The organism is Ignavibacteriales bacterium (assembly GCA_026390815.1).
Classification (GTDB): domain Bacteria; phylum Bacteroidota; class Ignavibacteria; order Ignavibacteriales; family SURF-24; genus JAPLFH01.
In genome coordinates, this window is the sequence record JAPLFH010000012.1 from 65,334 (window position 1) to 78,413 (window position 13,080).

The window sequence follows — 13,080 nt, forward strand, 5'->3', positions numbered from 1 at the left end:
TTAAATTTTCTCCTTCGATTTTTTTCTTTCTTTTATAATTAAAACAGTAAACAGAATAAGTGCAGAGAGCAATATTATTCCTCCAGCAATCTTTTGAAAATTAAAAACATACTTATTCCCTGATCTATCGTAGCTGTAGCAAAAAGTTAAAATCTTATTTATAGTTGGTCGATATTCTCCTCGTTGAGCTTCAAGCAAAGCCATCTTAACATCAAACTGATTGAATTGGATTCCAAAAATGTAACGTGAAATCATTCCTTTTTCAGATAGAATGATCAGCGTTCCGTAATGAAGAAAACTGCTGTCAGTATCGCGCTTAAAATAAAAGCCAACTGCATCTGTAAGTTTTTTAATTGAAATACTATCTCCGGTTAAGAATGTCCATGCACTTTCCGGAAAATCTCTTTTCATAGAAGCAAGATGTTCCTTCTTCCATTTATTAGCTGCTGTTGGTCCTTCACTATGATCGAAACTTAGTGTAATAACATCAAAATCTTTTTGTGGTTCCAAATCCAGCTTATCAACTACTTCTGTTAAACCATTTAATAATGGGCTGCAAACCGCCGGGCAATGATAATAGACCAATGCCAAAATCGTTGGTTGCTTAATTAGTTGATTTAGTTTTACCAGTTCACCCTTTTCATTATTAAAACTAATGTCTAAGGGAATATAACTTCCAAGTTTTTCATCAATCCCAACATCAACATGGTTCTGATCTTTTGTGTAACCAGAATTAATAAGTAAAAATAAAACCGCTATTATCTTTAATATTCTGTTTCTTTGCAATGAAGAAGAAAACTTTAACCACGGAGACACGGAGACACGGAGTTTTTTTAAATGTTTCATGCTGTTTAACTCTTTTGATAAAACAATTTATTCAGGTATTGATACAATTCGTTCCACTCACGGATTGAAAGAGAAACTATGTTTGTATTAAATCCATTTACGGATGATGTTGATATAACCGTTTTCACGAAATCATTTATACTTGCGTTCCATTCATTGGAATCATTTAAAAAAGATATAATTCTGATCTTATCTTGCGAAACCCGATTTAATAATTTTGCCCCAGCTTCATTTGGATTATTATTTATTGAAGATGCTATCGAATAAATTTTTTCAACTTTTGGGGCTGCATCTAAAGTTTGTTTTTCTTTAGCAACTAAGATTGGAATTTGTGAAGGAACGGTTTTTCCCTCAACCAAATTATACTGTTTATTCAAGCCATCAATTTCCGTTTGTTCTAATTTGGGGAAATCGCCAGCGAATCCTCTTACATAGAAAATAATATTGACTCTATCCTCAGAAGGAAAATAACTATAAGAAGGCATTCCGCTGCCAGCAATTCCTTCATTCAAAGTTTTAAATATCTCCGAAAATTTTCTTCCATTTTTCCAACTATCTTTTGAATGGAAGTTTCTTGGCTTTGGATTAAGTACTGTTCCAGCCACACCATCTCCCATTCCATTTTCCCCATGGCAGGAAACACAATTTGCTTTAAAAAGTGTTTCTCCTTTTTTTATCATATCAGCAGTTGGATTGAATAATGACTTTAATTCAATTCCCTTAGAAATGCTTCCCTTTACTACAACTATATCTTTAAAGTAATTTGCTGAATCAATTAAGGCTGGAGTCAAGCCGTTTCGTTTAATCACCTCTAAATTAGATACATAATTGAGTCCAACAACAATCGTCACTATTGCAAAATAAAAGTAGATTAAACCAAACCATCGGATTGGAGTTTTTACGACATTCTTAAACTTAATTTCATCTAATTCAGGTTTGTTAACCATTCCATACCCATAAATAAATATTTAAATTCTAAGTTTGAAATTAGAAATTACGAATTTCAAATTACGAGATGAATTCCCGATAAAATTATAACAAAATCAAAATCATCTAAGTTCGTAATTCGTCATTAGTAATTCATAAATACTTTATAGTCTAAAATCCAATCCACGTTTTAACTTCGGATCGCCAATTGGAATAATATTATTGCTCTTTGCTTTATAATAAAATAAAAGGATAACAGCGCCAATAACTAAAATTGGAAACGCTATTTCAATCCAGCTAAAAACTGCGCCGGTGCTGCTAAAAGTTGGCATAATAATCCAGTATAAATCAAATAAATGGGCAAAAAGAATCCAGATAGAAACCCACAATAATCTTGTTGGATTCATCTTAGAAGGCTGAGATAATAATGCAGCGTATGGTACGATGAAGTGGACAATTATCAATCCCAAAGAAATAAATTTCCAGCTACCGTGCCATCTTGCAAGTATCCAGACTGTTTCCTCCGGGATGTTTGCATACCAGATTAACATGAACTGGCTGAAGGCTATATAAGCCCAAAAATTAATAAATGCAAAGAGCAAAGCGCCAAGCGAATAATAATTATCCTTAATCAAGCTTGGATGCAAATAACCATTTTCTTTTAAGAGAACGACTATAATCGTTAAGGCTGCAAGAGCTGCCAGGATTGTCCCTGAAAAATAATACACACCAAAGATTGTTGAATACCAATGCGGTTCAAGACTCATCATCCAATCTATAGAAGAAAAAGAAATAGTAATTGCAAATACCGGCATAAATACAGCAGCAATTTTTACATTCTTTGTAGTTAGATTTTGATCTTTTGTTGTATCCTGCAGTTTTGAGTTTTTTGTTATTAACCAATAAAACAAATACCATAATCCAAAGAAAACAATTGTGCGGACAAGGAAAAAATTTGTATTCAAATATGGAGATTTAGCTTGAAGTACTTTATCATTCTGAACTGCTTCAATATGTGTCCAATGATATAAATCCTGCATATTAAACAATAAAGGAATTGCGAATACTGGTAGAATTAATAATATGGAAGAAAGGAATTCACTAATTCTCCTGAAAGGTGTACTCCAAACTGCTCCACCTATATATTCAAGTGCAACTAAGAAAAGAGAACCAACACCAATGCTCATAAGAAACATAAAAACTATTAAAAGATTGAATGAGCTTCTTTGCTTATCATAAATAAATGCAAGAATTGAAAGTAATAATCCAAGACCAAAAAGAATCCAACCAATTCTGTTAATGCTTAATGGCAATTCTTTCTGTTTAAACTCAATTATATTATCCACTGAATTCATTATAAGTCAGTCTCCTTGGCATTTTGCGAACGTTGAAGTGCCCGAACAAATAAAATTATTTGCCACCTTTCAGCTTCAGTAATTTGGCTCGCATAGGAAGGCATAATATTTTGCCCAACTGTAATCACATGAAAGATATCGCCATCTTTCCAATTACGGACTTTATCCGAATGCAAACTTGGTGGTGCAGGAAATTGTCCGCGCAATCTGCTATCCCCTTTTCCAAAAAATCCATGACATGGACTGCAAAACGTGTTAAACTTATTTTGTCCTCTTTCCAAATTTTCTTTTGATGGCAGAAGTGGATTTAATAAATATTTTGAAGCATCAGCCTGGTTTCCTTTATAAAGATATGGCAGATGCCCACGAGCTACAGTTCCTTCAACTGGCGTTCGCATTCCAAAACCGTCTGTAAACAAATTACTTTTTTGTTGTGGATTTAGCTTTGGTTGCTCCATCATCCAATTGAATGGATCCCAGTAAAGAAGTTTATTTAAAGTAAAATAAACTCCACCGCTTGTTATTATTGCAACCGCGATTAAGAATAGAATAAACTTTGGTTCAAATATTTTATGTTTTAATCCTATTTCAGCTTCATCATAAAAAATGGATTGAACATTTTGTGCACCAAGGCTTGTTAAAAATTGCTTTACTTGCTCTTCATTAAAAATTGCATCTTCAGCTTGAATACTTATTCCAAACTTATCTGTTGAAACTTGTTTCATATAATCTGTATCGTGCAACGGATGGTTTAAATTGGGGAGCTTGAAGAATACAAATAACATCGCTAAAACTGTTACAATTGAAGCTGACAGAACTGTGACTTCAAATATAATTGGAATAAAAGCTGGCAGTGAAAAAAATGGTTTGCCTCCAACTACTAAGGGATAACCGCTGGTAGTAATCCAGGACATTATTAGTACTGCAAATACAATCGCAAATAAACCAACAGCAAGTGCAACATAGCCAAGCTTAGATGGAGGAATGCGCATAGCTTTAGACATTCCGTGAACCGGATATGGTGTGTTCACATCATATTTTTTAAATCCAGCTTTTGCAGTTTCTTCAGCAGCATGGATTATATCATCTGGTTTTGTGAACAATCCTGCAACCGAATACAATATTTTCTTATCCATTATTTGCTCCATTGTGATGAGGTTGAGCTCCATCAGTTACAGCTTTCACTTCTGCAATTGATACCACCGGTAAGCTTTTAGTGAATAAAAGAAGCCAGGTAAAGAAAAATCCAAAGCTGCCAAGTAATATTCCTAAATCAGTTAAAGTCGGAATATAATGATGCCAACTTGATGGCAGAAAATCTCTTGATAAAGTTGTAACAATAATAACGAATCTTTCAAACCACATTCCAACATTTACAAGAACTCCAATTATAAACATCATTTTTATTGATCGGCGTATTTTCTTTAACCAGAATAATTGTGGGAACAACACATTACAGGAAACCATCGTCCAGTAAGCCCAGCCATAAGGTCCAAGTGCCCTATTTAGAAATACAAATTGTTCAGTAGGATTTCCGCTATACCACGATGTAAAGAATTCCATTCCATATGCATAACCAACCATAGAGCCAGTTAGGATGATAATCTTGTTCATTTTCTCAAGTGTATCAAGAGTAATAATGTGTTCGTAATTAAAAATCTTTCTAACAAAAATTAAAATGTTCTGTACCATTGCAAAACCAGAAAAGACGGCACCTGCTACAAAGTAAGGAGGAAAGATTGTGGCGTGCCATCCTGGTAGAACTGATGTTGCAAAATCGAAACTTACAATTGTGTGAACAGAAAGAACAAGTGGAGTTGCAAATCCTGCCAGGATTAAATAAACCATTTCATAATGATGCCAGTGCCGGTTTGAATGCCTCCAACCCAAACTAAAAATCGAATAAATAGTTTTTTTTATCTTATGGGAAGTCCTATCCCGCAATGTTGCTAAATCAGGAACCAGTCCAACATACCAAAAAATAAATGAAACAGTCAGGTAAGTAGAAACTGCAAATACATCCCATACAAGTGGAGAAATAAAGTTAACCCAAATTCCATGCTGATTTGGATAAGGTATTAAGTATCCACCGAGCCAGGGACGACCAACGTGGATAAGTGGAAACAAACCGGCTGTCATTACAGCGAAGATTGTCATTCCTTCTGCAAAGCGTGCAATTCCTGTTCTCCACTTTTGCCTGAATAAAAATAAGATGGCGGAAATAAGTGTTCCTGCATGACCGATTCCAACCCAGAAGACAAAATTTGTAATGTCAAAACCCCAGCCAACAGGCTGATTGTTTCCCCACATTCCAATCCCCTGAAGAAAAGTATTGGTAAGGCAAACTACTCCTATGGCAAGCATAGCAAGAGTAATTGAAAGAGCGATATAATATTTTTTATTTCCTTTTTGTTCTATCGGAGCAACAATCAATTCGGTAATCGACTTGAAAGATGGCTGACCTTCTATTACAGAAATCTCTTTTGAATAATCAACACTCACTATACATCCTCCGAAAAAGTATTTCTGAGTTTGGCAATATAAGTAACATTCGGTCTGGTATTTAATTCTTTCAAAACGTTATAGCCTAATTCGTGCTCACGGTATTTAGAAATTTCAGATTGTGGATCATTCACATCACCAAATACAATTGCTTCTGCCGGACAAGCAACCTGGCAAGCCGTTTTAACGTCACTTCCTTTTAATGGTTTGCCTTCTTCAATTGCGTGCTGCCGTGCTTCCATAATACGCTGAATACAAAATGTACATTTTTCCATTACTCCACGCGAGCGAACTGTAACTTCAGGATTGTTTATAAGGTCGAATGGTTTTTGTTCATAATATCCATCCGCAAAATGATCGCGGAAGTTGAAAAAGTTAAATCTTCTTACTTTGTATGGGCAGTTGTTTGAGCAGTACCTTGTTCCAACACATCTGTTATAAACCATTTGGTTTAATCCATCAGGACTATGATTGGTTGCTGCAACAGGGCAAACATTTTCGCAGGGAGCATTGTCACAATGCTGGCAAAGCATCGGCTGGTAATTTGCTTTAGGCTCATTGGGGCTACCTGAATAATATCTATCAATTCTTAGCCAATGCATGTCTCTACCTTTTTCAACCTGCTCTTTACCAACAACTGGAATATTATTTTCAACGTTGCAGGAAGAAACACATTGATTACAACCAACGCATTTATTCATATCAATGGACATTCCCCATTTGACACCTTTATATTCAATATCCTTTGTAATATTTAACGGATTTGTTTTTTCTTCCAGTAAAAATTCTGGATTCTTTTTATATTCAGCTAAAGTTCCTTCTCTAATAATGCCGCGTTTCAGATGCAAATCTTTTACAAATGTATCATCTAAAGAATGCTTTTCTTGTGTAGTTACAAGTTTATATGAATCGGAAGTTTTGGAAATTTTTACTCCATTGTAAATCCATTTTGAGATCGAAAAATCTTTACCTAATAATTTATTTACATTTACTCCAACACCTTCACCAACTTCCCCAGCTTTAGTTCTACCATAACCTAATTCAACCACCAATAACTTGTCTGCCATTCCAGGTTGAATAAATACCGGAAGTTGTACTTTTCTATTTGAAACAGCTACTTCAATAACATCATTATCTTCAATATTCAAATCTTTAGCTGTTGATGCTGACATAGAAGCATAATTATCCCAAACTACTTTTGTAACTGGATTCGGCAATTCCTGAAGCCATCCATTATTTGCAAATCTTCCATCTCCAAGAAAATAATTTTTCTTTAGGTGAAGAACGAAATCATCACCAGAAGTTGATTTTGATAATGAATTTACAGCTTGAGAATTAAACACATAATTTTGAGATGCAGTTTGATCATTAATAACAACACCAGCTTCAAGTGCTGTAAACCAGAAGCTCTTAAACTCAATTGGAGATTTTAAAACAGAATAAATATTCTTTTCCCAGTTATCCATCAAATATTGATGATAGATATTTTCCGAGTAAATTTTATTATCACCAGAAATCCAGGTAAGCAGTATTGCTTCTTTCTGACGTGATCCAAAGAGTGGTGAAATAATTGGCTGCTGCAAACTGTAAACACCAGTTCGGACATTATAATCTCCCCAACTTTCTAAGTAATGATTAATCGGAAGAACGTACTTACATAAAATTGATGTTTCATTTTCATTCTCCACCAAGCTGACCGAGGTTGCAACTTTTTTTAATGCTTTTTCATATTTAAAATCAGGAGAGAAGTGATAAGCTGGATTAGTATCATAATGGATTACAACTCCAACTTCCCCATCATTCATTTTTCCAATTAGATTTTCCCATTCCATTTTTGTAGTTAGAGAAGTAAAATCAATTTTAACTTTTTCAGAATCGTAGAGTTTAACATTCCCTAAAATTTCATTCAAAGCATTAACTGCAATATGAACTTCTTCGGAAAGCTGACTGCCGGCATAAACAATTGACGAGCCTTGATGTTTAATCAAATCAGAAACAAGGTAGCTTACAATATCGCCAGATAAAGAATTTTTCTTTACAAAATCATTGAGAGAATAAATATTATCTTTAACAACCGATTTTCCATTTCGTTTTTGAACTTCACTTATCAAACTCATTACAAATTCAAATTGCTGATCAGGACGCATTCTAATTCGGTAATCAGCATTCATACCAGTCTGTGTCATTCCTCCCTCAATCACATACAACCGATTGAAATCTTTACTCTTCATTACATCACGATTACCAGTAAACTTTCTAATATTTTCAATAGTGTTTCCTTCATTACCTAAAAAGTCCGCATCAAGTGCCAGGATTACTTTTGCATTTTCCCATTTAATAATTGGAAATGTTCCCGATTTATAACTTTTTTCCCAGGCATTGTTTCTATTTTGATCATCAAATAATTCGTAAGAATAGATTTTTGCAGTTGGATATTTTACAAGAAAATCATCAAACAATTTCTTTTCTGTTGGGGAAAGAATTGAATGAGTAATGATTGCAATTTCTTTTCCATCTTTGGCAGCATTACTTAATGCTGGAAGAATAGCATCATCTGCTTTTTGCCAGGATATTTCTGTTCCAAATCCGTTAACCATTTTTAAAGGAGATTTTAATCTATTTGGATCGTACAAATTAAGAATATTTGCCTGCCCAACAGAACAAATCTTTCCAATATTTATTGGATGGTCGGGATTGCCATCAATTTTAATTGGTCTTCCTTCCCTGGTTTTTACTAATACGCCACAAGCTTGTGAACACCCATTACAAGTTGAAGCATAATAATTAGCAATACCCGGGATAACTTCATCCGGTTTTTTATTATAAGGAACAATCTCTCCTTTGTCGCGATAGTTTGAACAGTTAGCCGCAGCAAAAGCAGTTGATGCTCCAAGCAAAGCTAAAAATTTTCTTCGTGATAAACCGGATAATTTAGAAAGTTCGAAATCATCTGTAACACCTTTCATAAATTCATTGGCTTTAGCTTCATATGAATCTGGATCGTTATTTAATTCTTTCAAACTTTTCCAATAGTTTGGATCTTTTCCATCGAGATGATTTTCAGAAGTACTCATCCGTTTAATCCTCTCTTATTTCTTTTAACTGCAAGTGGATGTATTTCAACTTTTATACTCTGTGTATTTCTTTTATTAGAAAAGAGTGCTTTGAATGGAATAGCACTTAAAACTATAGCTGCAATTGTCCCTTTTCCAAATAATTCAAAAAAATTTCTTCGTTTAATATTTTTTCCCATTTTCACTCCATTACCGATGACAGGCGAAACAATTATCCGGACCAATATTTATCCCGGCAAGTTTAGGGGAATATTGTTGAATATTTTTATGGCAATCCAGGCAGCTTGCCATTGTAAAAGATTTAATTTGTTGAACTGCATCCATATTTTGAATATTCCCATGGCAGCTAATACAATCAATTCCCTTGTTTACATGAACACTATGATTGAAATAAGCAAAGTCTGGTACGCGATGTATTCTTTTCCATGGAATCGGGATTCCCTTTTCATAATACTTAGTTAGCTTAACAATTTCCGGCTTGCTTTTACGAGCAACTGAGTGGCAATTCATACAAATATTTGCAGATGGTACAACAGCCTGCCGTGACTTTTCTACACCTGTATGGCAGTACTTACAGTCTATTCCCATCGTACCAGCATGAAGTTTATGAGAAAACTTAATTGGTTGTTCCGGTTGATAGCCAATTCCATCTCTTTCTGGTCTTGACACATAATATGTTATTGCAAATGAAATAATAATTACAAAAGCTGTAATTGGAAGACGTACTTTAAGGATATAATCCAGTACAGATTTTTTCATTTATTTCCTGAATCTATTAATAAATTAACCCTTCAACAAATTAGCAAGAGGACGTAAAAACCTTTGACGAATATTTTTATATAAGGAACTAAGTAAGTAATAAAATATAAATTTCATAAAAAATAAGCATCCAGAATCTAATCCTTACTTTAAATAATTTAATAAAATCAAAATCAAAACAAAAGAAATAATATAAAGATTCCCGATAATTTTAAATTTTAATAAATATCTATGAGTCCACTCTAAAAAGCCCAAATACTCAAATTGTCATTCCCACGAACCTGCCAGCGGGAGGCGGGAGTGGGAATCTATTCAAAATTCTATATTCTTTAGATTCCCGCTTGTCTGCTGCAAACAGGTTTTCACGGGAATGACCTTTTTAGATCAGACTCATCTATAAAATATCAATGATTTTGTATACTTAAATTAACTGATATAAATCGGAGAGAGTTTTATTGTGTTGGAAGCTTTTAATTTGTGATATTTACGTTAACTATTTATCAAAAGAAACTAATTCTTATAGTTTGATTTAGTTAGTCCGTTCAACAATAAAATCAGCAAGTGCTTCCAGCGAAGTTTTGCTTGGTGAATCTGGAAACGCAGCCAGATTAGCTTTTGCGGTTTTAGAAAATTCAAGCGCTATTTTTTCGGCATATTCAATACCGTTGTATTTTTTTACAAAACCGATAATTTCTTTAATGTTATCTTTTTTACCTCCAATCTTAATCAACTTAATTATTTTAGATGCTTCAGGTTTATCCGCTTTAGAAAGGGAATGAATCAAAGGCAATGTAATTTTCTTTTCTTTAATATCTCCACCAAGCGGTTTACCAATTAAACTTGACGTTCCAATATAATCAAGTATATCATCGCGGATTTGGAAAGCCATTCCGATGTTCTCACCATATTTTCGCATTGCTTCATGGAGTTCAATATCTGTTGTTGAACTTGCAGCACCAATCTGGCAGCAGGTTGAAAGCAAAGAAGCTGTTTTATCAGATATAATTTTAAAATAAGTTTCTTCATCAATATCGAGCTTTTTTGTTTTGCCAATCTGAAGTAGTTCACCTTCAGACATTCTTTTAACTGCGTTTGTAATTATTCCTAGAAAATCGAAATCCTTTCCATCAACTGCAATCATTAAACCACGGCTTAAAAGGTAATCCCCCATTAATACTGAGACTTTATTTTTCCAAATAGCATTTATTGATGGTAGTCCTCTTCTTTTATCAGCATTATCAACAACATCGTCATGGATGAGTGTGGCTGAATGAAGTAGCTCAACTAAGATAGCACCGCGATACGTTCTAATAGAAATTTCACCAGCAACTTTACTGGAAAGCAATACTAAGAGTGGTCTTATCTTTTTCCCTTTTTGTTTTAAAATGTAACGGGTAACCAGGTCCACCAATCCAACTTTGGATTTCATCGATTGTTTGAAGAGTTCATTAAACTGCGCAAGTTCTTCTTTAATCGGATTACTTATATTTTCAAGATTAATACTACTCAACTCTTTTCTTCTGAGAAATTTTTGAAACCAAGATGCTTATTTCATACAACAACAATAATGGAACAGCTAAAACGACCTGCGAAACAGGATCTGTTCCAGGTGTTAGAAAAGCTGATAAAATAAAAATTACAACTATGGCATGCTTCCTGTATTTTCTCATAAACTTTGGAGTAAGAATGCCAAGCTTGGAAAGAAAAAAAGAAATCATAGGTAATTCAAACACTACACCGGCAGCAAGCATTATACTTGTAATGATCGAAAAATATTCGTCTATGGCAAAATTGTTTTCTATGGATTTTGAACCAAAGCTTGCTGCAAACTTTAAGCTAAGCGGAATCATTAAAAAATATGCAAATACAATTCCTGCTAAAAAACAAAAAGTAGAAAATGCAGCGATTGATGAAATATATTTTCTTTCTTTCTTACGCAGTGCTGGAGCAATAAATTTCCATAGTTGAAAAAATAAATTGGGAAGGCTAATAACAATTCCACCAATAATTGCAATTTGCATGTATAACATTAACTGACCAAAGGGACGGAGGTTCTGAAGTTTTGCCCCCATATGTTTAGCCGGGATAAGCAAGATATTATCTACAAGAAAGTCGATGAAAATCCAACAGATTATAGTACCAACAACCAATCCAATAATTGAGTATATAAGACGCCATCGAAGCTCTTCAAGATGGTCGAGGAAGGACATCTCCATTTCTTCGTCAACTTCATCATTACCAATGTTATTGATGGTTTCTTCTACTGCCACGATTTTTTATTTGTATAATTCCGGATATAGTGGAAATTGTGAACAAAGATTAATCACTTCGTTATTAACTTCGCTTAATACTTTTTCATTATTAACATCTGAAAGTACTTTATTTATAAGACTTGAAATAATTTCCATCTGCTCTTCTTTCATTCCGCGAGTTGTCATTGCAGGTGTACCGATTCTAATTCCGCTTGTTACAAAAGGACTTCGTTGATCAAATGGAACCATATTTTTATTTACAGTAATGCCAGCCAAACCAAGGGATATTTCTGCTTGTTTACCAGTTATATTTTTATTTGTCAAATCTAAAAGCATAACATGGTTATCAGTTCCATCAGAAACAATTTCATAGCCATATTCCTTCAACTTCCTGGCAAGTACCTTGGCGTTTTTAATAACCTGTTCTGCATAAATTTTAAAGGAATCCTGAAGACACTCACCAAATGCTACAGCTTTTGCCATAATAATATGCATCAATGGTCCACCTTGAATACCTGGCATAACCATGCTATCAAATATTTCAGAAACTAATTTTAGTCTATCTCCTTTTGGAGTTTTAATTCCAAGTTTATTCTCCGAGTCTTTGCCAACCAAAATAATTCCTCCACGTGGACCACGTAAAGTTTTATGCGTAGTTGAGGTTACAACATCACAATATGGAAGCGGATTGTTAAGTAATCCTTTGGCAATTAAACCAGCAGGATGAGCCATATCGCACATAAGTAATGCACCTACTGAATCTGCAATTTCCCTGAACTTTGCATAATCCCAATCACGTGAATAAGCACTTGCACCGGTTATAATCATTTTAGGTTTTTCTTTTTTTGCAAGATCAGCTATTAAATCATAATCAAGTACTTTGGTTTCCGGATGAAGTGAATAACCAACTGCCCGGTAAAGAATTCCCGAAAAGTTAACAGGTGAACCATGTGTCAAATGTCCCCCGTGGGCTAAGCTTAATCCAAGGAAAGTATCCCCAGGTTTTAGGAAAGTCATAAACACAGCCATATTAGCCTGCGAACCGCTATGCGGTTGAACGTTCACATATTCTGCATCAAATAATTTTTTTAGTCTGTCGCGGGCAATATTTTCCGCCATATCTACAACTTCACATCCACCATAATATCTTTTTCCGGGGTATCCTTCCGCATATTTATTTGTTAAGACAGAACCTGCTGCTGCAAGCACAGCAAGACTAACAAAATTTTCGGAAGCAATTAATTCAAGATTATTTTGTTGACGGATTATTTCTTTTTCCGCAACATTAAGAATTTCTGGGTCGGTGTTTAAGTATTTCAGCATAAAGTACTTCTAAATTTAATAATGGAAAAATGAAATGTTGGG

11 protein-coding genes are annotated in these 13,080 nt (G+C 34.2%); all 11 read right to left on the minus strand.

What is annotated here, in order from left to right:
- A complete protein-coding gene (locus tag NTX22_05170) occupies positions 1-846 on the minus strand; it encodes an SCO family protein (protein MCX6149898.1) in 846 nt (281 codons plus the stop codon).
- A 5-nt stretch (positions 847-851) separates the two neighbouring features.
- On the minus strand, positions 852-1,793 hold the full coding sequence (locus NTX22_05175; GenBank protein MCX6149899.1) for a cytochrome c: 942 nt from the start codon (positions 1,791-1,793) through the stop codon (positions 852-854).
- Between the two features lie 144 nt (positions 1,794-1,937).
- Positions 1,938-3,128, minus strand: coding sequence for a quinol:cytochrome C oxidoreductase (locus NTX22_05180; GenBank protein ID MCX6149900.1), 1,191 nt, complete (start codon positions 3,126-3,128; stop codon positions 1,938-1,940).
- Positions 3,128-4,264 carry a DUF3341 domain-containing protein gene (locus NTX22_05185; protein MCX6149901.1) on the minus strand — a complete coding sequence of 379 codons (1,137 nt, stop codon included), beginning with the start codon at positions 4,262-4,264 and terminating at the stop codon, positions 3,128-3,130. The genes NTX22_05180 and NTX22_05185 overlap by 1 nt, the downstream gene beginning before the upstream one ends.
- The gene (gene nrfD, locus NTX22_05190) at positions 4,257-5,630 is read right to left on the minus strand and encodes a polysulfide reductase NrfD (protein ID MCX6149902.1); all 1,374 of its coding nucleotides are present in this window, start codon (positions 5,628-5,630) and stop codon (positions 4,257-4,259) included. Before nrfD ends, NTX22_05185 begins: the two co-directional genes overlap by 8 nt.
- Positions 5,630-8,704: a TAT-variant-translocated molybdopterin oxidoreductase gene (locus NTX22_05195; GenBank protein ID MCX6149903.1), complete on the minus strand. Its 3,075-nt coding sequence runs from the start codon at positions 8,702-8,704 to the stop codon at positions 5,630-5,632. The genes nrfD and NTX22_05195 overlap by 1 nt, the downstream gene beginning before the upstream one ends.
- A complete protein-coding gene (locus NTX22_05200; GenBank protein MCX6149904.1) occupies positions 8,701-8,883 on the minus strand; it encodes a hypothetical protein in 183 nt (60 codons plus the stop codon). The genes NTX22_05195 and NTX22_05200 overlap by 4 nt, the downstream gene beginning before the upstream one ends.
- Before the next feature lie 10 nt (positions 8,884-8,893).
- The gene (locus NTX22_05205; protein ID MCX6149905.1) at positions 8,894-9,463 is read right to left on the minus strand and encodes a cytochrome c3 family protein; all 570 of its coding nucleotides are present in this window, start codon (positions 9,461-9,463) and stop codon (positions 8,894-8,896) included.
- Between the two features lie 529 nt (positions 9,464-9,992).
- Positions 9,993-10,973, minus strand: coding sequence for a polyprenyl synthetase family protein (locus NTX22_05210; GenBank protein ID MCX6149906.1), 981 nt, complete (start codon positions 10,971-10,973; stop codon positions 9,993-9,995).
- Positions 10,966-11,733 (minus strand): twin-arginine translocase subunit TatC, encoded by a 768-nt coding sequence (tatC, locus tag NTX22_05215; GenBank protein ID MCX6149907.1) that lies wholly within the window; start codon positions 11,731-11,733, stop codon positions 10,966-10,968. The genes NTX22_05210 and tatC overlap by 8 nt, the downstream gene beginning before the upstream one ends.
- Positions 11,734-11,739: 6 nt before the next feature.
- On the minus strand, positions 11,740-13,038 hold the full coding sequence (locus NTX22_05220) for a serine hydroxymethyltransferase (GenBank protein ID MCX6149908.1): 1,299 nt from the start codon (positions 13,036-13,038) through the stop codon (positions 11,740-11,742).
- Positions 13,039-13,080 lie beyond the last annotated feature (42 nt).